This window comes from Vibrio sp. NC2, from assembly GCF_025195005.1.
In the GTDB taxonomy this organism is placed as follows: domain Bacteria; phylum Pseudomonadota; class Gammaproteobacteria; order Enterobacterales; family Vibrionaceae; genus Vibrio; species Vibrio splendidus.
On record NZ_JANVFC010000004.1, the window covers coordinates 190,369 to 210,503 of the forward strand.

A 20,135-nucleotide genomic window follows, 5' to 3' on the forward strand; every position below is an offset into this window, starting at 1 on the left:
CTAATGACTGATATTCGCCACGAAGCGCGCATAGATCTCGTCTAGCTGCTCCATAATTATCTCATACCCTAATATTGGCTTAGATTGGAGTTGCTTGCCAAGTAAAGAAGGAGATAACTGTGATAAACACAACTCCGATACTTTTCGATGGCTGATATGCCATGGTTCGATCGCGACACCGCCGAGGTCTTGGCTGTAAGGGAAGAAAAACCCATATTGAGATGCATTGGCAACAAGCCATTGGTAAAATGCTTGCTGGTGGCCCGTAAGGTATTCCCATGGTTCCAGTTGCAGCTGTGTGCCTTCAGGTAAGTGATTACGAGCAAAGACATCAAAGTCACATCCCCAATGGTGACGACTCGCCCCAGGCAGTGCAGACCACCTCAGTATCGCTGACAACTTTTGATGTTCACTAAGTGTTGATGCATCAAGTGGTTGGCTTTCTGAGTCTAATATTGGCGCTTCACCAGAAAACTTACGGTTCCAAATCCGAGATTGCCTTTCATAGTCGCGAAAGCCACTGGCAATCTCCATTTTAAAGCCAGCGAGTTGAGCAGCTTCAATCAAACTGTTTAGGTCATCTTTGACATCACAGTGAACCAAGAATGTCTTGGTGCCAATCAGGTTAGGTTCCAGATGAGAATCTGATTGCCCGGTAAGCTGCTCTGGTGTCATAAGGCGTCTCTCAATAATTAGATGCTATCAATCGCTGATGAAAGAGCTATTTAGCGAACAGGTTCACTAGTGTTCTTTCGTACATGTCGGTTAGTTTCTCTAAGTCAGCCACTTTCACGCATTCGTTAACCTTGTGAATGGTTGCATTAACCGGACCTAGTTCTACCACTTGCCCTTTCATGCGCGCGATAAAGCGGCCGTCAGATGTACCACCTGTAGTCAGTAGTGCTGGTTTTACGTCATTAACGTGGCCAACGGCATCAACAATCGCATCAAGCAGTGAGCCTGCGTCGGTTAAGAACGGGTCGCCATTGAATGTCCATTTCAAATCGTATTCGAAATCGTACTTGTCGAGTGTAGTTGTGATTCGTTCAACGATGATGTCGTTGTTTAATTCTGTACTAAAGCGAAGATTAAACTGAACATTAAATTCACCAGGAATGACGTTTGACGCACCCGTGCCCGCACTTACATTTGGGATCTGGAAGCTGGTTGGTGGGAAGTAGTCATTACCTTTGTCCCACTCGGTAGTAGCCAGTTCATTGATCGCAAGCAGAGAGCTGTGTACCGGGTTGTTCGCTAGGTGAGGATAGGCAACATGACCTTGTGTGCCTTTAACTGTTAGATCGCCAGTGATAGAACCACGACGGCCGTTCTTCACAACGTCACCAACATACTCAGTACTTGATGGTTCACCAACAATACACATGTCGATGTTCTCGCCACGAGCCATCAGAGCTTCCACAACACGTACCGTACCGTTGATGAAAGGACCTTCTTCATCTGACGTGATAAGGAAACCGATTGAGCCTGTGTGGTCTGGGTGTTTAGCAATGAATTGCTCGACTGCAACAATCATTGAAGCCAGAGAGCCTTTCATATCCGCAGCGCCACGGCCATGTAGGAAACCGTCTACGATAGTCGGTTCGAATGGCTTGGTGTGCCACTGTTCGATTGGGCCAGCAGGCACTACATCAGTGTGACCAGCAAAAGCAAACAGAGGCGCTTCAGTACCACGGCGAGCCCAGAAGTTCGTCGTATCTTCAAATACCATCACTTCGATTTCGAAGCCGAGTGCTTTTAAGCGTTCAATCATTAAATCTTGGCAGCCTGCATCTTCAGGGGTTACTGATTGGCGGCTAATGAGGTCTTTTGCCAGAGCCAAAGTTGGGCTATCTGTCATCCTTGAATTCCTTGTTTAAATAAAACGTCTAATCATTAATTATTAGGGCGCTGATTTAATGATCAACGTCCAGTAGTCTGTCTATCTAAATACAGTGCTCTAAGCAAAAATAGCAGCGTATTGGTCGGCTTTAAATCCGATATGGAGCTTGCCGTCTACTTTTAGGATTGGTCGCTTAATCATTGCTGGTTGCTCAACAAGCAGAGTCACGGCTTTGTCTTCCGTTAATGTATCTTTCTGTTCTTGTGAAAGTTGGCGATAAGTCGTACCACGTTTGTTCAATACAAGTTCCCAGCCAAGTTCTGAACAGAAGGTCGTAACCAACTCTTCAGTGATGCCTTGTTTACGATAATCGTGAAATTCGAACTTGATCCCTTCAGCTTCGAGCCATTTCTTTGCTTTTTTAATGGTGTCGCAGTTCGGAATGCCAAACATAGTGATAGTCATTGTTCTTCCTTTGGGTGATTTTATTTCGCTGTTATGAGTTGAATCCTATCAGGAAGCTGCAATTCAGACAAAATAGAGTGAGGAATATTTCATAGAGTGAAAAAAAACAGTAAGAAAATGTCACTATTGGAGACTTATTGATCAACCTCAACATGTTGTCAGCGAAAAAAGAAATAATTGAGTTGCACATATATAGGAGGTGTCAATGGAGTTGAGTCCTGTTTTTGCAAGGCGGCTATATTTAGCATTGTTAGTGGAAAGCCTTGATAGGCCAAATGTGCCTAAACTCATCGAAAAAACGGGTTGGCCTCGTCGTACTATTCAAGATGTACTCAAGGCGTTACCGGGGATCGGTATCGAACTTATGTTTGTTCAAGATGGGCGACGTCATAATGATGGCTATTACCAGTTATCCGACTGGGGTCCATTTGACAGTCAATGGGTTATCCAGCGTAAAGGCGATATAGCAATAAGCCTTGGATTTAGTGCATAAGCCAGCGAAAGCTGGCTTTCTTTTTTGCAGTAGAAGTAGAAGCATCTCGCTCATTTGAGCGCTGAGCTATCTAACTATGTTTCTACCTACTTATACAGTTTCTACCTACTTACACAGATAGGCAGTGCCCAACATAGTCACGGAAGTGGAAAAGTCTTGGGGAAGTGTAAATATCACGGTATCTGCACCTAGCTCAATCGTATTTGACTTGAGCTCATTCATGGCGCCCTGAATCAAGGTGTCATTTGGGTAAAACAGGTAACTATACCAATGGCCCTCGCTGCCAGTGACTTCCCCTTTATACTTACATTTATCGATATTAATCACGCCATGGTAATCCATTTGCACGTTGGCAGCTTCGCTATGAGGCGTTGATGTTGGTGTCGTGCAACCGAGTAACACGCTACTCATAGCCAAAGCGATTAATTCCTTTTTCATACGCTTATCCTGTTATTTCATCAAATAAATCGCGAAGCCTATCCAGCTAGCGAACAATAATAACCACGGCAATTTACTGGCGTGATTTGATGTTGTTTCATTATCCGAGTCGACATTCTGTTCTTGGTCTTGGTTCGCTTGTAGAGTCTGCTTCTCTTTCTGTACGCGCTTTTTAGCTTTATCGGCTTGGCGGCCCCGCTCTTTCTGCTGCTTTTTATAGAGTGCGATGCCTTTCTCGATACCTTGAGCAATCAACTTGGTTTGTTCTTTGGTTTGAGCTGGCTTTTGCGTCGCTTTGGCTATCTTCAGTGCTTCTTGTTGAGATTCAACAGATGGTGTATTAGTTTTCTTTTTCATACTGAGTTCGATAATTAAAACGGATTAACCAATAAGATAACGCAAACCTAGTTAAGTATGAATGATTTGCGTTAAAGTGTTGGTTTGAAAATAAGTGAAAGTGAGATTTGTGCGGTACTCCATAGAACAATACGACAAGCACGGCTTTTTAAAAGCCCCAATCCTATTATGGTTAGGTTGGCTATTTCTGGCGAAAGCTTTGGTCGTTTTCATTGTTGCAGGTGCAAGCCGAGAGTCGGGCACTGATATCCTCGAAATCATCTATCCAGATCATCAAATGTTTTATGTTGGGATTGCATTGAGTATTCCGAGCTTGTTACTCATGTGGTTGTTTGGACTCAGATCACCAGATAGAAAGCGCCTTAATAAAGTGGTTTCATGGGGACGTTGGGTCTCCATGATGGCTATCTTGGCACAAGGAACCCATACACTTTATTTAATCTATTTAGATAACGGATGGTTCCGTTGGTCTAATGCTATCACCCTATTGTTGCTCCTATGGTTAGCGCTTTATCTAACCAATAGCCATGCCGCCAGGGATTGCTTTAAAGTGGTTGAGCACGAAGACTGATTTTCATCAAAACATTTGCCCCATTCACAATTATACTTAGAAGCTAAAAATGAAAGGATTAATCTATGCTTAACACCTCAAATGAGCAGCCTAAAATTCAAAGTGCTATCTTGCCAGAAGCAGGGCCTTTCGCTCTTTATGTTCAACTAAAAGTGAATGAGAACGCTGCTAACGTATTAGCGGAACTTCAAAAGCTTCCGAGTTTAATCGACGAACTAAACCAAACTCAACCAGACGCAAACTTAACGGCATCGGTTGCGTTTTCAAAAGCTTTTTGGGATAAGTTCGAGCAAGCTGCTCCCTCTGATTTGATTGATTTCCCTGCGCTTGGTGAAGGTGATGTCACTGCACCGAGCACATTGTCTGATGTTCTGATTCACTGCCATTCAAATCGACATGACCTGCACTTCTTTATCTTACGTAAATTGCTATCTGAAGTAGCTGTGGACGTTGAAGTAGTTGATGAAACCTACGGTTACCGCTTCCTAGATTCTCGTGACATGACTGATTTCGTTGATGGCACTGAAAACCCAAAAGACGCACAGCGCGCTGAAGTAGCGATTGTTCCTGAAGGTGAATTCGCTGGTGGTAGTTATGTGATGGTGCAGCGTTTTGTGCACAACCTGCCGGCTTGGAATCGATTGAATGTCTCAGCGCAAGAGAAAGTGGTTGGCCGCACTAAACCGGACTCTATCGAGCTAGATGATGTTCCAGCGGCGTCTCACGTTGGTCGCGTAGATATCAAAGAAGAAGGCAAGGGTCTTAAGATTGTTCGTCACAGCCTACCTTACGGTACCGCTACGGGCGATCACGGCTTACTGTTCATTGCTTACTGTAATGTTCGTCATAACTTCGATGCGATGCTAGAGAGCATGTACGGCGTAACAGATGGTAAAACAGACCAACTGCTTCGCTTTACTAAAGCAGTGACAGGCGCTTACTACTTTGCGCCTTCGACTGACATGTTGAGTGCATTAACGATTAAGTAAATCACCTCGTATGCCGTAAAGAACGGGAGCCTCAGGGCTCCTTTTTTTATTAAAGCTTTAGATGAACTGGTCGATATAAGAGCAATCGTGAGTTTTATTCATCTTTTTGTAAGTGAAGGTCTATGGCTATAACTGTTAATACAAATGTCTCAGCGCTAGTGGCTCAGAGAAACCTCTCTAATGCTAATAACATGCTGAATCAATCTTTGGAGCGCTTAGCTTCAGGGAGCCGTATTAATAGTGCAAAAGATGATGCGGCTGGCTTACAAATCTCGAATCGATTAGAAGCACAGATGAGTGGCATTGATGTTGCGGTTCGAAATGCTAACGACGGTATCTCCATTATGCAGACAGCAGAAGGAGCGATGAATGAAACCACCAATATCATGCAGCGTATGCGAGATTTGTCACTGCAGGCGAGCAATGGTTCGAATAGCCAGTCGGAAAGGACGGCTATTCAAGAAGAAGTGACAGCTCTAAATGATGAGTTGAATCGAATTGCTGAAACCACCTCGTTTGGTGGTAAAAAACTCCTTAACGGTAGCTTTGGTAGTTCTTCATTTCAAATCGGTGGCAGTTCTGGTGAAGCGGTGCAGATAGGTTTGAAAAATATGCGTACCGATGACATCAACATGGGTGGTTTTAGCTATGTCGCCAATGGCATGGCAAGTGACTCGTGGGCAGTCAAATCCAACCAGAATGATATGACGATGTCGTTTACCGACCGTTCTGGTCAGCCACAAGAGCTCACCATTAATGCTAAAGCAGGTGATGATATTGAAGAGTTGGCGACTTATATTAATGGTCAAACGAATCTCGTCTCTGCTTCCGTCAATGATGAAGGGCAGCTTCAGATCTATATGTCTGGCGAAGACACTGCAGGCACGATCTCTTTCTCAGGTTCGTTAGCCAGTGAGCTTTCGATGTCGGCGGGTTATTACGAATCAGTCGATGACATCAATGTCACTGATGTAGGTGGCGCGCAGCGTGCTGTCTCTATTTTGGATACAGCGATGAAGTATGTTGATAGTCATCGTTCTGAACTAGGGGCAATGCAAAATCGTTTTGATCATGCCATCAATAACCTTGAAAATGTTCATGAGAACTTGGCGACATCCAACAGCCGAATCAAAGATACCGATTACGCCAAAGAAACCACTCAAATGCTTAAGCAACAAATACTACAACAAGTCAGTACTACTATTTTGGCTCAAGCTAAGCAAGCGCCCAATCTAGCTTTAACGCTTCTGGGCTAATAAATTTCCTCAAATTTTATAAAGGTAATTCAGCTTAACTAAAGCCCTTTGGTTAATAAAAGCACAACTTTTCGCTCGACCAACTTATCGACAACTTTAGCGTTTTTCTCATCTTTTTTTGATAATTTTACTGCCAGTCACGCTTTCTTCCCCTTTCTCTCTATTTCGTTAATTTTGTTGTTTTTTTCCTAAAGGTTTCGGCATTCACGCCGTTATTAATAGTAACTTAGAGATAACTACTTGGTTTTCCGAGACGTCGGAAACCGCTATACCGGAAAATCAATTGGAGAAATCACCATGGCAGTGAATGTAAATACAAACGTTTCAGCGATGACAGCGCAACGTTACCTAAACAACGCAAACAGCGCACAACAAACATCAATGGAGCGTCTAGCTTCAGGCTCTAAAATCAACAGCGCGAAAGATGACGCTGCGGGCCTACAAATCTCGAACCGTTTGAACGTTCAGAGCCGCGGCCTTGATGTTGCTGTACGTAACGCGAACGACGGTATCTCAATTGCACAAACTGCTGAAGGTGCAATGAACGAGACAACGAACATCCTGCAACGTATGCGTGATTTGTCTCTACAATCTTCAAACGGCTCAAACTCAAAATCAGAGCGTGTAGCGATTCAAGAAGAAGTAACAGCACTGAACGACGAACTGAACCGTATCGCGGAAACAACGTCTTTCGGTGGCAATAAGCTGCTTAACGGTACTCACGGTACTAAATCATTCCAAATCGGTGCGGACAACGGTGAAGCGGTAATGCTTCAACTGAAAGACATGCGCTCTGATAACGCTCAGATGGGTGGTAAGAGCTACCAAACTGAGAACGCGAAAGACAAAGACTGGAACGTTCAAGCTGGCGCAAACGACCTAAAAATGTCGTTCACTGATAACTTCGGCCAAGCACAAGAAATCGATGTGTCTGCGAAAGCGGGCGACGACATCGAAGAGCTAGCAACGTACATCAACGGTCAACAAGACTCTGTTAAAGCGTCTGTAACTGAAGACGGTAAGCTACAAATGTTTACTGGTAACAACAAAGTTGAAGGCGAAGTAGCATTCTCTGGCAGCCTTGCTGGTGAACTAGGCATGCAACCTGGCAAAGATGTAACCGTTGATACTATCGACGTAACATCAGTTGGCGGCGCGCAAGAATCTGTAGCAGTAATCGATGCGGCACTTAAGTACGTAGACAGCCACCGTGCTGAACTGGGTGCTTTCCAAAACCGTTTCGACCACGCTATCAGCAACTTAGACAACATTAACGAAAACGTTAATGCATCTAAGAGCCGTATTAAAGATACCGATTTCGCGAAAGAAACGACTCAGATGACTAAGTCTCAGATCCTTTCTCAAGCTTCAAGCTCGATCCTTGCTCAAGCGAAGCAAGCTCCGAACTCGGCACTTAGCCTACTAGGTTAATCGATTAAAAAGCCACGTTGACTTATTAAGCGTTATTGAATCATAAGTGTTAACGTAAGGCTTCCACAAATTAGCTCGTGGTGAGAGATGAGCGCTAAACAGACCCAGCTTCGGCTGGGTTTTTTATTGCCTGTAATTTGGCGAAGGTGTATCTAGAAAAGTGCAATGTTGGTAAGCAGGAGTAAAAGCGAGACTCCCTATCACGTTCGTTCCTCGCTGTAGGGAATGACGGCGATAGAGAGGTATTTGACTCATTGCCTACCTGAATCGAAGTCTTTAGTCGTCATCTCAGAATCGAGTAGAACGAGATATCAGAGATCTCTGTTTGTTAAAATTCACAAGTGTAATTTGATGTATAGGCGAAATGCCTTGAATAGCGCTTAACAACGTTTAGTAAAAAACTAGGTCGGATAGCAGGGGACAAACGGTCAGTGTAGTTGTCATTGGTTGAGGGAGCTAGGAGAAGGGTTTCGGTGTGATAGTCAGTAATGCCTATCTGAGGTATTGAACAAATATAGCAGGCACAAAAAACGCCACCCTTAGGTAGCGTTTTAATTAAAGCAGTTAAGTAATCGAGATTACTTAGTTACTTTAAGAACTGGAGTTTCGCCAACAGTTACAGAACCAGAAAGCTTGTTCAGCTCCTTGATTTCGTCCATGTTAGAGATAACAACTGGAGTAAGCGTAGATTTCGCTTTCTCTTCTAGAAGCGCTAGGTCGAAAGTGATGATAGTGTCACCAGCTTTAACAGATTGACCTTCTTCAGCAACACGAGTGAAGCCTTCGCCTTTAAGTTCAACAGTATCGATACCGAAGTGAACGAAAAGCTCAACACCGTCGTCAGACTCGATAGAGAATGCGTGGTTAGTTTCGAAGATCTTACCGATAGTACCGTTAACTGGAGCTACCATTTTATCGCCAGCTGGTTTGATAGCGATGCCGTCACCAACGATTTTTTCAGCGAAAACTACATCTGGCACGTCTTCGATGTTTACGATTTCACCAGAAAGAGGTGCGATGATTTCGATTGCACCAGCATCAGCGCTGTCATCAGATACAAGCTTTTTCAGTTTGTCAAACAGACCCATTGTGTCATGCTCCTAACGTTTAGTTTTATTCTGTAGAATATACTATACCAATCTAACAAATTAGACGACTATTTTTAGCCGTCTAACTTTATTAAGCTCTTGGTGATTACTGAGTTTTCTCAGCGATGAATTTTTCTACGCAAGCTTCAATTTCTGCAGCTGTAGGTAGAGATAGTGCTTCGTCAGCCATAGCTTTAACTTCTGCGAAGTTAGAGTTACGGATTACTTTCTTAACTTTAGGGATAGAGATACCGCTCATAGAGAACTCATCTAGACCCATACCAAGAAGAAGTAGAGTTGCACGCTCATCGCCTGCTAGCTCGCCACACATACCTGTCCATTTGCCTTCTTTATGAGAAGCATCGATTACTTGCTTGATTACAAGAAGAACCGCTGGAGACAGTGGGTTGTAAAGGTGAGAAATCATCTCGTTACCACGGTCAACTGCAAGAGTGTATTGCGTTAGATCGTTAGTACCGATAGAGAAGAAAGCCACTTCTTTAGCAAGGTGGTGTGCGATTGCAGCAGCTGCTGGAGTCTCAACCATTACGCCAATTTCGATGTCTTCATCGAAAGCATGACCTTCAGCGCGAAGTTCAACTTTGTACTCTTCGATTGCTTTTTTCAGTTCACGGATCTCTTCGATAGAAATGATCATTGGGAACATGATACGTAGCTTACCGTGTGCAGATGCACGAAGAATGCCGCGTAGTTGGTCACGTAAGATTTCACGACGATCCAAGCTGATACGTACTGCACGCCAGCCTAGGAAAGGGTTCATCTCTTGTGGAAGATCCATGTATGGAAGATCTTTATCGCCACCGATATCCATAGTACGGATAATCACTGACTCACCGTGCATTGCTTCAGCTACTTCTTTGTAAGCAACGTATTGCTCTTCTTCAGTAGGAAGTGCAGTACGGTCCATGAATAGGAATTCAGTACGGTACAGACCAACACCTTCGCCACCGTTGCGCAGGATACCGTCACAGTCTTTAACTGTACCGATGTTGCCGCAAACTTCTACTTGATGGTTATCAAGTGTGATAGCTGGTAGGTCTTTAAGTTTTGCTAGTTCAGCCGCTTCTGCTTCAAAATCAGATTTGATTTTCTTAGCTTCTGCTAATTCAGCGTCAGAAGGGTTGATGATGATCTTATTGTTCATCGCGTCTAGCACAAGCATGTCGCCGTTCTTAACTTGCTTAGTGATATCGTTAGTACCTACGATAGCTGGAAGCTCAAGTGAACGTGCCATGATTGATGTATGAGATGTACGACCGCCGATGTCACAAGCGAAACCAAGAACGTAGTCTAGGTTGATTTGTGCAGTTTCAGATGGCGTTAGGTCGTAAGCAACTAGGATAACTTGTTCATTGATATCTGCTAGAGACACAATGTTAATGCCCAGTGCATTTTTAACGAAGCGAGTACCGATATCACGGATATCAGTCGCACGTTCTTTTAGGTACTCATCATCAAGTGACTCAAGTGCAACAGCTTGCTCTTCGATCACTGTGTAGATCGCGTTGTCTGCGTGCATTTTGTCTTTCTTGATGAGTGCTAAAATCTCTTCTTCTAGCTCTTCATCTTCAAGCAGCATGATATGGCCTTCAAAGATTGCTTCTTTTTCTTCGCCAAAAGTTTCAAGTGCTTTTTGCTTTACAACTTCAAGTTGTTGAGAAGATTTGTTACGAGCGTCAAAAAAACGCTGAACTTCTGCTTCAACTTGATCGTCTGAGATAGATTGAGTGTTTAGGACAATTTCATCTTCTTGAAGTAGTAGTGCTTTACCGAAAGCAATACCAGGAGATGCTAGGATGCCTGAAATCATAGCCTTACCTTAGTTGTTCAACTGTAAACGGGAGAATGTGTGACTTTAAGTCGTCGACTAATGTCGCGCTTATCGCTATCTATTTCGAACAAAGCCACTTTGCTGTGCAAAATGGCTTTGAAAGAAGGAGACCGTATTAGTGTAGTTGATCCATAAGAGCAACTAGGTGGTCTACTGCTTGCTGAGCTTGAGGGCCTTCAGCAGAAATAGTTACGTTAGTACCTTTTACTAGGCCTAAAGTTTGTAGTTTGAACAGGCTTTTAGCGCTAGCGCTTTTGCCGTTAGAAGTCACTGTGATGTCAGCGTCGAAAGATTTTGCTTCTTTAACGAACTGTGCAGCTGGACGTGTGTGAAGGCCGTTTTCTGCTGTGATTTCTACTTGCTTCTCGTACATTTTATATACCCCAATTAATTTATTTTTTGTAAGTTTGTAACCAGATTAGCTTAACTGCTTTAGCCCAAATGCGCTAGAGGCTAGTACGCCATGTTCGTGTTAGAACTTAGACTGGTTATAAATTTTTATCCAGCCATGGTCGTCTTTTATTGAGTACTCATGACTTTCAGAATTTGTTTATTGCTTCTTTTATTTTGAAGCGAAAAATAAAACAGACCCGATATTACCAAAGGTGGGGCAGGGATCAACAAAAAAGCCCCTAAACGGGGCTTTTTTGGACGAAAAATTGATTTGACCACATATTATTGTTGGTTCTCTTTCTCCGTAAAGATGCCTGCAAATAGGGCTGTACTTAGGTAACGTTCGCCAGAGCTTGGCAGTACGGTGACAATGGTTTTTCCTGCAAATTCAGGTAGTTCCGCGATTCTGTTCGCCGCTACTACCGCTGCGCCAGATGAGATGCCCGCAAGAATACCTTCCTCTTTCATTAGGCGTTGAGCCATCTCAATCGCTTCTTCAGAAGTTACTGGCTCTACACGGTCGATAAGGTCTAAATCTAGGTTTCCAGGGATAAAGCCTGCACCAATACCTTGGATTTTGTGTGGAGCTGGTTTGATTTCTTCGCCAGCAAGCGCTTGTGCAATCACTGGAGACTCTGCTGGTTCAACCGCTACTGAAGTGATCGCTTTACCTTTCTCGCCTTTAATGTAACGGCTTGTACCAGTAAGCGTACCGCCGGTACCTACGCCAGCGACAAATACATCGATTTCGCCATCTGTTGCTTCCCAAATTTCAGGGCCAGTTGTCTTCTCGTGAATTTGTGGGTTAGCTGGGTTGTTGAATTGCTGAAGTAGCAGATACTTTTCTGGGTCTGAAGCGACAATTTCTTCTGCTTTAGCTATCGCGCCGTTCATGCCTTTTGGTGCTTCAGTCAGTACTAAGTTTGCACCTAGTGCTTTAAGCAACTTACGACGCTCTAGGCTCATTGACTCAGGCATCGTTAGCGTTAGCTTGTAACCGCGAGCGGCTGCTACGAATGCAAGAGCAACACCTGTATTACCACTGGTAGGTTCAACAAGCTCGATACCTGGTTTTAAAGTTCCTGCTTTTTCTGCTTCCCAGATCATGTTTGAACCGATACGACACTTAACGCTGAAGCTTGGGTTACGAGCTTCAATCTTAGCTAGAACGTTGCCTTTGCTTACTTTGTTAAGGCGGACTAGCGGTGTGTTACCAATCGTTAGGGTGTTGTCTTCGTAGATCTTGCTCATGCGATATTCCTTCATTTAATGACAGAACTAAACGTAGTATATCAATCACTTTACCGTCTAGTGTCTTTCGATGTTTGTTTAGCTTGAATTTAGATTAAACAAGTTGAAAAAAAGGTAAAAGGATTAAAAAGTTATATCATATAGATATGTAGCAGAGTTCACGCCTATCTTTATTGTGTTCAGAACTTCAAAAAGATAGGCGTTGTTAAAGAGAGAATGAAGGTTATAGACGAGAGCGCAGAGCTTGGTCTTTAAACTCAGCAACCCACATTGCAGTAGCACCGCAGACGGCAACGGGCATGACGATCAGATTTAAAATTGGAATCGTTGTGAAAACAGACACAAGTGCACCGAAGCTATAGCTCTTACCTTGTTTTTGTTTCAAATTGTTTCTCATATCATCAAATTTGATTTTGTGGTTATCAAATGGATAGTCGGCGTACTGGATCGCTAACATCCATGCTGTGAAAATGAACCATAAAAACGGTGCAACGGTTTGTCCCAGTGCTGGAATTAACAAAAGTAGGAATAAACCTATCGCTTTTGGCAGAATGTAGACAAGCTTGCGCCATTCTCTCGCTAAAATACGTGGAGTATCTTTGAGTGCATCCAGCAAACCATCGTCATTCACTTTTTTGCCACTGAGTAGCTCTTCTACCTTTTCTGCGAGCAACCCATTGAAAGGTGCGGCAATGAAGTTAGCTAGCGTACTAAAGAAATATGAAAACGTGGCTAAGACGGTTAACACAAGTAGTGGCCATAGAATGTATGACAACCACGACAAAAAGCTTGGTAATGCGCCAATCCAGCCCTCAATCCAAGTGTTTAGGTTGGAGAAGATATAAAACAAGGCACCACCAACGAGTAACACGTTAGCAATAAGTGGCATTAGTACAAACTTACGAATGCTCGGCGACAAAGCGATTTTTATTCCGAAAATAAAATAGCCAAAGCCTGAGCGGGGAACAGATTCAATAGTCATATTTAAATTGGGTCACATGTGAATTTGGTTAAATAGCAAACATCCCTAGTGTACTAGACCGAAATTAAGAAAAAAAGCGTGGTGAAAATCACACCATGTAAGGAACTAATTGTATTAAGTTGTTCTAAAACAGTGGCTACTTTTGATAGAGTAGTGAGATTAGCCAAATTAACCCAACTTAGTGACAGCGTGTTTGTAGCTAGTCGACTAAGAAAGCTGAGAGCGAAAAATGCAGGAATTGCGATTTGTACTCATTATTGTTGGCGCATTAGCTATCGCCGCATTATTGTTCCATGGTCTATGGACGAGTAAAAAAGAAGGGAAAGCAAAGTTTGGAGATAAGCCGCTTGGTAAGCTTGATAACGACAGCTTAGATGAAGCAGAAACGATCCCAAACCGTTCATTCGCCCCAGAAGATGATTTTGAGATAATCCGAAAAGAGCGTAAAGAGCCGGATTTTGCAGTCTCACCATCTGAGACTGATCCGCTGATTGACTCAGATCCACTTACAGCGCCACAAACGAAAGAAGTTATCGAAGACGACATCGAATTGAATGATCTTCCTTCTTTCAGTGTTAAAGAAGAACCAGTTCAGATCGAGAGTGAACCTGAAGACATACAAGAGGCCACTGAACCAGAGGTTCCAAGCTTTGAATTGACTGATGAGCAAAAAGAAAGTCATGCTGGTTTTCAAGAGCAGTACGGTTCGTTTGAAGAAGCTTCGGATTCGGTTACCGAGCCACTCGTTCCTAGTGAATCATTAACGCCAAGTGAACCGCTTGTTTCGAAAGAGGTCGTTGCTCCACAAAGCGCCGCGCCTGTTGAAGAAGCTAAGCCAGATGAAGAACTTGGCTTAGAAGTGATTGTTCTTAATGTTCACTGTGCAGGAGAAATCCCATTCGTAGGGACTGAACTTTTCCGTAGTATGGAGAATAACGGCCTAACTTATGGTGAGATGTCTATCTACCATTGCTTTGCACAATCTAGCGATGAGCCAAAAGTTATTTTCAGTGTTGCGAACATGATGCAGCCGGGAACTCTAGAACATGATGATCCCGCTGACTTTACAACGAAAGGTATTTCGTTCTTCATGACGCTGCCTTGTTACGGTCAAGCTGATCAGAACTTTAATGTAATGCTGAGTGCAGCTCAGAAAATTGCTGATGATATGGGCGGAAACGTTTTGGACGAGTCACGTAACTTAATGACGCCCAATCGTTTGTCAGACTACCGTAAGCAAATCAGAGACTTTATGACGGCTACGAATGCCTAGCCGTATTGTTTAGCCTTGTAAATAATCTATATTTATAGAAAAGGGCTCCTAAGGGAGCCCTTTTTGATATTTCAATCACGACAGAGAATGATATGAAAGAATCGATTCAAGTTACCTTAGAGCAGTTAAGAGAAACTCTGCACTATCATGCCGTTCGTTATTACGTAGAAGATAGCCCTGAGATCCCTGATGTCGAGTACGATCGATTAATGCAACAGTTGCTAAAGATCGAGGAAGAGAATCCAGAGCTTGTGACGGTGGATTCTCCGAGCCAACGTGTCGGTGGTCAGCCTCTCGATGGTTTCACTCAAGTGACTCATGAGATCCCGATGCTTTCTCTGGACAATGCATTCTCTGATGAAGATTTGGATGCGTTTAATAAGCGTATGTCTGATAGAGCGCCAATGGCCAATCTTAAGACTTTCTGTTGTGAGCCTAAGCTTGATGGCTTAGCGGTAAGCCTACTCTATGTAAATGGCACCTTAGTTCAGGCAGCAACGCGTGGTGATGGAGCTACTGGCGAAAACATCACTGAAAACGTACGAACGATCAGCTCTATTCCACTTAAGTTGCAAGGCGAAGGTTGGCCAGAACGGATTGAAGTTCGTGGTGAAGTGTTTATGCCCAAAGCAGGCTTCGATAAATTGAATGAGATGGCTTTGAAGATGGGCGACAAAGTTTTTGTTAACCCTCGCAATGCCGCAGCAGGTAGTTTACGTCAGCTTGATTCTCGCATTACAGCGAAGCGTCCATTAGCTTTTTACGCTTACAGTGTCGGTGTTGTGCAAGGGGCGGAGCTTTCAAATAGCCACTATCAACGCTTCTTGCAGCTGAAAGGCTGGGGTTTACCAATGTGTCCTGAAACTAAGCAGCTAAGCTCGCTTGAGGACGTAAAAGCGTACTATCAAGATATTATGAATCGTCGTGATGCTCTGGCTTATGAGATTGACGGTGTGGTGATTAAGGTTGATGACATTGCCGCACAAGTGACTCTAGGCTTTGTTGCGCGAGCGCCTCGTTGGGCTATTGCATACAAGTTCCCAGCTCAAGAAGAGATTACCCTGCTCAATGACGTTGAGTTTCAGGTGGGCCGTACTGGCGCTATTACGCCGGTTGCTAAACTGGAACCTATCTTCGTAGGCGGCGTGACGGTTAGTAATGCCACTTTACACAATGCCGATGAGATCGCTCGTTTAGGTGTGAAGGTAGGCGATAGCGTGATTATCCGTCGTGCCGGTGACGTTATCCCTCAAATTGTGGCTGTGGTACTCGATCGTCGTCCTGAGTCGGCAAAAGATATTGTATTCCCTGATGCTTGCCCAGTATGTAACTCTGCAGTAGAGCGCGTTGAAGGCGAGGCTGTAGCGCGTTGTACTGGTGGCTTAGTCTGTCAGGCACAGCGTAAAGAAGCGCTTAAGCACTTTGTGTCACGAAAGGCGCTGGATGTTGATGGTCTTGGCGTAAAGGTGATCGAGCAACTTGTAGACCGTGAAATGGTAGAAACTCCGGCCGATCTCTTTAAGTTAAGCGCTGGCGTGATTACGGTTCTTGATCGTATGGGGCCTAAATCGGCACAGAATGTAGTGAGTGCGCTTAATAAAGCCAAAGACACGACATTAGCCCGTTTTCTTTATTCTTTAGGGATTCGCGAAGTGGGTGAAGCGACGGCTATGAACTTAGCTCAGCACTTTAAGACGTTGGAGTTGGTTCAAGCTGCCACTCATGAGCAGTTGGTTGAAGTGTCAGATATTGGCGACATCGTAGCAAGTCACCTCACGAGCTTCTTCTCGCAGGAGAAAAACAGATCCGTAGTCGAGCAGTTGCTAGAGCTTGGTGTTAACTGGCCTACAATCGAAGCTGTTGCAGATGACCAAGAGCTACCGTTAGAAGGCAAAGTGGTCGTGTTGACGGGCTCACTGTCTAAATTAGGACGCAGTGAAGCGAAAGCCGCTTTGCAGGCTTTAGGTGCAAAAGTAACCGGTAGCGTGTCTAAGAAAACGAATATCTTATTCGCTGGTGAAGCCGCTGGTTCTAAACTGACTAAAGCACAAGATTTAGGTATCGAAATAAGAACAGAAGAAGATCTAATTGCACTTATTTCGTAAGTAAACCAAGGTAAAAAAAGCTCAAAAGCACTCCTTTAAAGGGAGTGCTTTTTTTGTGTCTACTACAAATTAGATGCCTTTTTAATTGTTGAGAATTTTGTTCCTATACGAACTCTAAAACCAGGACAGTGACGCTGCTCAACATTAATGAAATACCATGGTGGTTGTATTGAAAATGCGAGTCACTTCTATGTTTATAAGAATATTGGTGACTTAAGTGTTTGATATTTATTGTTTTTATTGTTTTTGGGTGTGAGCTTTACAATTTATCGATCTGGATCACTAAGTACCTACTAAATTTGCACCAACTCATATTTTTTTAGATGAAAATTAAGTTCTCATTGATCTTTTTGAGGGCGAAGTTAGTCTTAATGCCATGGATGCACACGATGTGCATAACCAGAAAGGAAATAGAGAATTCAGAGTTTAGGGTTCTCAAACAAGAAAAGGTATTTCTCTCTACGGCGGCCAACTTTAGGCGGGAAATATTCAAACAGCTATATCCATTTTTAGGAGTTTTATTCCATGGAAAACAAATTTTTTAAAGTATCTGCGATTACTGCAGCAATGGTAGGTGCACTTTCTGCTGCTCCAGCTATGGCCGAAGATCCAATCGGTCCTGAGTATTCTGGTGAAGTGTCTGAGTTCTTCTCTGAATCTACAATTAGCGGTAATCTTAATTTCATGATGCGTGCTCGTGATCGCGGTAACGTCGATGCGAATGGCAACAATACTAAAAAAGTAACTAACCTAGACCATGGTTCAGTTTTTGCTAATTTAGGTTTTAACTCTGGTTATATTGGTGGTGTTGTTGGTGCAGATGTTGTTATTTATTCAACATTTGACATGTGGAACAATGGTGGTCCAGACCATGAGATGAACTTTTGGGGTGTTGATAACCCATATGATAAGAACCCTTCTGATAGCGGTTGTTCAGGTACTTGGGATTCTGACTGTACTGATAACGGCGTTTCGTTTGCTACAGCAAGTGCTAAATTCAAGTTTGGTGACAGTGCTACAGCTAAACTTGGTTATTTCCAACCATCAGTACCAAGTTCTCTAGGAGTTAACTGGTCTTTTGCCCCTGGTACTTACATGGGTGGTGAAGTTGGTGCGACATTTGGTGATCTATCTCTAGGCTTGGTTGTTGCTGATGAGTACAAAGCTCCTTGGTTCAAAGAAACGTATGAATTCCAAACTACGAATGGCGAAGATGCGGGTACTCTATACTCAATAGGTGGTCGTTATGCTATGCAAAATGGTATCTCAGTTGATGTTGGTTACGGTGCATTGACAGACGGCGATCGTAAGAACTTCCATGTTAAGGTTAAGGGCACCACAGATGGTGGTTTATACTGGTCTCCACAACTTTATGTAGTTGATGATGACGAGCAGTATGACAGCACTGCATTCCAAGCTGCGATGCTAACAGCGTTTTCTTCAGGTCAATACTCTTACCGTGCTGAAGCTACATATACCGCAGCAGAATCAGTTGATTCAGCTCTAGCTGGTAATATGGCTTACCGTCTGACTAGTCAGTATGGTGGCTCAAATGGCGCTTATGACATCTGGTGGAATAACCGTTCTGACTTTAACCATGATGGTGAAATTGCTTTCTTCCTATCAGCAGCTCGTGATTTCTCTGATATCGGTGGTAAAGGCTTTAGTGCTGGTGTGAACGGCGCGTACGGCTTTGGTTCTGAAGCTCAAGGGTTCGAGGATCTAACAGAGTACTCATACAGCTTCTTTGCAAACTACGCAATTCAAGCGGGTGCTTTGAAAGACGCAAACGTTAGTTTCTACTACACTAACTACTACAACGACACCGATGCACCAAACTGGACTGGTTACACGAACTTATTCCAAGATGAAGAAGACTTTAAACTTATGTTAACAATTCCTTTTTCTGTAAAGTAAGTTGATGACATGGTAATTGAAGCTGGGCTAGTGCCCAGCTTTTTTGCTTTTTAGGAGATATTTATGAAACGTATTATTGCCGTTACATTAATCGCTTTTAGTTTAGCCGCATGCACCTCTCCACCGAAAACAGCTTCTGAATTTTGGTATGGTCAAGGTGAGCGCTTTGGCTCTCGCGGGTATACGATAGATAATGACTCGTTGGCAAGTATCAAAGAAAAGGTAGAGTTTGATGAATCGGCTTACCTTGCTGGTTATGAAAAAGGAAAATCAGAGTATTGTGATCCCTTCAAAGCATTTGAAAAAGGGATTACAGGGACAAGGTATACAGATCAATGCGCGGATATGCCTCAAGAGGTGATGATCAAAGCTGAGTGGCAAAGAGGTTGGGATGCATTTATTGGAGCTGATTTTTACCGAGTTAGGTAGGTTGAGGTATTTTAACCCCTACCTACCAAATGAAGCTTTATTGATGAGAACCACCATATGCCTTACATAATTCTCGGGGGAGATGTTTTACTGCCCCGTCACTAAATGTGCACTGGACACCTGCACCAAATACTTTTCCCGCGCTGTTTTGAGCAATCGAGTTAGGGGCTAAAAAAATAAATACTGAGGCTAACGCTAAAGTTAAAAGTTTCATGTTTGCCATCCTTTAAACTTACCAAAATTAAAATAAATCGCATTTAAACGTCATGCTTAATACTCAATTATGTATACGGTTGATGAAAGATCAAAGTTCTATAAAAATTTTCAATGAAAAATAACAAAAGTTAATTTCAACATATCAATCAGTAACTTATTGATTCTTGGTGTCTGGAAGTGTCCGTAAATGGAAGGTATTTTCTTTGTTGAAAGCAAAACGGTTATAAACAGAAGACTTTATTTTCTCAAATTATATTTGTTATGTATTGACGGACTCTAGGCGTATTATTTTTTCTTGCATCAAAGGCAGTAAAGGTTCATAAACGCATAAAGTGCAACTGGTTATTAGAGTAATATCATGAACATAAGTGAAGCGGCTAAGCTTACTAACTTATCAACGAAATCTATTCGTCTTTACGAAGACAAAGGGGTTATCACTGCGCCTTTCCGCTCGGAAAATGGTTATAGAAGTTATGATAAGAAGCAGATTAAAGAGCTTGGGATCGTTGCGAAAGCAAGAAGCGCTGGTTTTTCGCTTGATGAGTGCCGTGCGCTTGTTGAATTAGCTGACAATCCTTGTCGAGAAAGTGCCGACGTTAAAGCAAAAGCGCTTAGTAAATTGGAAGAAGTAAACAAAAAAATTGAAGATCTATTGGCAATTCAGAAGACATTGAAAGAGTGGGTTGAACAATGTCCAGGTGACTCAAATAGCCATTGCCCGATCATTGATTCACTTGTAGAGAAAAAGCCATAATTTGGTTACTTATGGCTTTAATAAGGAATGCTTGA

Annotated in this window: 22 protein-coding genes; 11 read left to right on the forward strand and 11 right to left on the reverse strand. The window is 43.1% G+C overall.

Annotated features, from left to right (window positions below; translation table 11 throughout):
* From NX845_RS08040 to NX845_RS08050, 3 genes are all read right to left on the reverse strand, one after another.
* Window positions 1-675, reverse strand: coding sequence for a M15 family metallopeptidase (locus NX845_RS08040; RefSeq protein ID WP_017093257.1), 675 nt, complete (start codon window positions 673-675; stop codon window positions 1-3).
* 46 nt (window positions 676-721) lie between these two features.
* Window positions 722-1,858, reverse strand: a complete 1,137-nt coding sequence (gene dapE, locus NX845_RS08045) for a succinyl-diaminopimelate desuccinylase (protein WP_017093258.1) — start codon at window positions 1,856-1,858, stop codon at window positions 722-724.
* A 99-nt stretch (window positions 1,859-1,957) separates the two neighbouring features.
* Window positions 1,958-2,305, reverse strand: a complete 348-nt coding sequence (locus NX845_RS08050; RefSeq protein ID WP_017079437.1) for an ArsC family reductase — start codon at window positions 2,303-2,305, stop codon at window positions 1,958-1,960.
* A gap of 205 nt (window positions 2,306-2,510) precedes the next feature.
* Here NX845_RS08050 and NX845_RS08055 point away from each other — a divergent pair, with 205 nt between their 5' ends.
* Window positions 2,511-2,798: a helix-turn-helix domain-containing protein gene (locus NX845_RS08055; protein WP_029224613.1), complete on the forward strand. Its 288-nt coding sequence runs from the start codon at window positions 2,511-2,513 to the stop codon at window positions 2,796-2,798.
* 105 nt (window positions 2,799-2,903) lie between these two features.
* Here NX845_RS08055 and NX845_RS08060 read toward each other — a convergent pair whose 3' ends face one another.
* Together NX845_RS08060 and NX845_RS08065 are read right to left on the reverse strand one after the other, a co-directional pair.
* A complete protein-coding gene (locus NX845_RS08060) occupies window positions 2,904-3,236 on the reverse strand; it encodes a DUF4156 domain-containing protein (RefSeq protein WP_017093259.1) in 333 nt (110 codons plus the stop codon).
* Window positions 3,237-3,248: 12 nt separating this feature from the next.
* Complete coding sequence (locus NX845_RS08065; protein WP_017084123.1) at window positions 3,249-3,593, reverse strand: DUF2956 domain-containing protein; 345 nt, start codon at window positions 3,591-3,593, stop codon at window positions 3,249-3,251.
* Window positions 3,594-3,702: 109 nt separating this feature from the next.
* On the opposite strand from NX845_RS08065, the gene NX845_RS08070 reads away from it, so the two are divergent.
* The 4 genes from NX845_RS08070 to NX845_RS08085 all read left to right on the forward strand — a co-directional run bounded on the left by NX845_RS08070 (window position 3,703) and on the right by NX845_RS08085 (window position 7,840).
* Window positions 3,703-4,164, forward strand: a complete 462-nt coding sequence (locus NX845_RS08070) for a DUF2919 domain-containing protein (protein ID WP_029222110.1) — start codon at window positions 3,703-3,705, stop codon at window positions 4,162-4,164.
* Window positions 4,165-4,229: 65 nt separating this feature from the next.
* Window positions 4,230-5,153, forward strand: a complete 924-nt coding sequence (locus NX845_RS08075; protein ID WP_004734269.1) for a Dyp-type peroxidase — start codon at window positions 4,230-4,232, stop codon at window positions 5,151-5,153.
* 122 nt (window positions 5,154-5,275) lie between these two features.
* Entirely contained in the window at window positions 5,276-6,409 is a 1,134-nt protein-coding gene (locus tag NX845_RS08080) for a flagellin (protein WP_065681338.1), read from the forward strand.
* A 297-nt stretch (window positions 6,410-6,706) separates the two neighbouring features.
* Entirely contained in the window at window positions 6,707-7,840 is a 1,134-nt protein-coding gene (locus NX845_RS08085) for a flagellin (RefSeq protein WP_004736189.1), read from the forward strand.
* Window positions 7,841-8,418: 578 nt separating this feature from the next.
* On the opposite strand, the gene crr is transcribed toward NX845_RS08085, so the two are convergent.
* The 5 genes from crr to cysZ form a co-directional block, all read right to left on the reverse strand.
* Complete coding sequence (gene crr, locus NX845_RS08090; protein ID WP_004737851.1) at window positions 8,419-8,928, reverse strand: PTS glucose transporter subunit IIA; 510 nt, start codon at window positions 8,926-8,928, stop codon at window positions 8,419-8,421.
* Window positions 8,929-9,034: 106 nt separating this feature from the next.
* Window positions 9,035-10,759, reverse strand: a complete 1,725-nt coding sequence (ptsI, locus tag NX845_RS08095; RefSeq protein WP_017079443.1) for a phosphoenolpyruvate-protein phosphotransferase PtsI — start codon at window positions 10,757-10,759, stop codon at window positions 9,035-9,037.
* Window positions 10,760-10,895: 136 nt separating this feature from the next.
* On the reverse strand, window positions 10,896-11,153 hold the full coding sequence (locus NX845_RS08100; RefSeq protein ID WP_004734263.1) for an HPr family phosphocarrier protein: 258 nt from the start codon (window positions 11,151-11,153) through the stop codon (window positions 10,896-10,898).
* Window positions 11,154-11,455: 302 nt separating this feature from the next.
* A complete protein-coding gene (gene cysK / locus NX845_RS08105; RefSeq protein WP_017079444.1) occupies window positions 11,456-12,424 on the reverse strand; it encodes a cysteine synthase A in 969 nt (322 codons plus the stop codon).
* A gap of 223 nt (window positions 12,425-12,647) precedes the next feature.
* Window positions 12,648-13,406: a sulfate transporter CysZ gene (gene cysZ, locus NX845_RS08110; RefSeq protein ID WP_004734260.1), complete on the reverse strand. Its 759-nt coding sequence runs from the start codon at window positions 13,404-13,406 to the stop codon at window positions 12,648-12,650.
* 229 nt (window positions 13,407-13,635) lie between these two features.
* Here cysZ and zipA point away from each other — a divergent pair, with 229 nt between their 5' ends.
* The 5 genes from zipA (at window position 13,636) to NX845_RS08135 (ending at window position 19,130) form a co-directional block, all read left to right on the forward strand.
* Complete coding sequence (zipA, locus tag NX845_RS08115; RefSeq protein WP_004734259.1) at window positions 13,636-14,679, forward strand: cell division protein ZipA; 1,044 nt, start codon at window positions 13,636-13,638, stop codon at window positions 14,677-14,679.
* Window positions 14,680-14,771: 92 nt separating this feature from the next.
* Window positions 14,772-16,784 carry an NAD-dependent DNA ligase LigA gene (gene ligA / locus NX845_RS08120; protein WP_065681337.1) on the forward strand — a complete coding sequence of 671 codons (2,013 nt, stop codon included), beginning with the start codon at window positions 14,772-14,774 and terminating at the stop codon, window positions 16,782-16,784.
* Between the two features lie 389 nt (window positions 16,785-17,173).
* Window positions 17,174-17,329 (forward strand): hypothetical protein, encoded by a 156-nt coding sequence (locus NX845_RS08125; protein ID WP_017093856.1) that lies wholly within the window; start codon window positions 17,174-17,176, stop codon window positions 17,327-17,329.
* A complete protein-coding gene (locus NX845_RS08130; RefSeq protein ID WP_004734256.1) occupies window positions 17,310-18,701 on the forward strand; it encodes a hypothetical protein in 1,392 nt (463 codons plus the stop codon). Before NX845_RS08125 ends, NX845_RS08130 begins: the two co-directional genes overlap by 20 nt.
* A 63-nt stretch (window positions 18,702-18,764) precedes the next feature.
* On the forward strand, window positions 18,765-19,130 hold the full coding sequence (locus tag NX845_RS08135) for a DUF2799 domain-containing protein (protein WP_004734255.1): 366 nt from the start codon (window positions 18,765-18,767) through the stop codon (window positions 19,128-19,130).
* Between the two features lie 37 nt (window positions 19,131-19,167).
* Here NX845_RS08135 and NX845_RS08140 read toward each other — a convergent pair whose 3' ends face one another.
* Window positions 19,168-19,344: a hypothetical protein gene (locus NX845_RS08140; protein WP_004734254.1), complete on the reverse strand. Its 177-nt coding sequence runs from the start codon at window positions 19,342-19,344 to the stop codon at window positions 19,168-19,170.
* A 360-nt stretch (window positions 19,345-19,704) separates the two neighbouring features.
* Here NX845_RS08140 and cueR point away from each other — a divergent pair, with 360 nt between their 5' ends.
* The gene (gene cueR / locus NX845_RS08145; RefSeq protein ID WP_017085964.1) at window positions 19,705-20,100 is read left to right on the forward strand and encodes a Cu(I)-responsive transcriptional regulator; all 396 of its coding nucleotides are present in this window, start codon (window positions 19,705-19,707) and stop codon (window positions 20,098-20,100) included.
* Window positions 20,101-20,135: the final 35 nt, after the last annotated feature.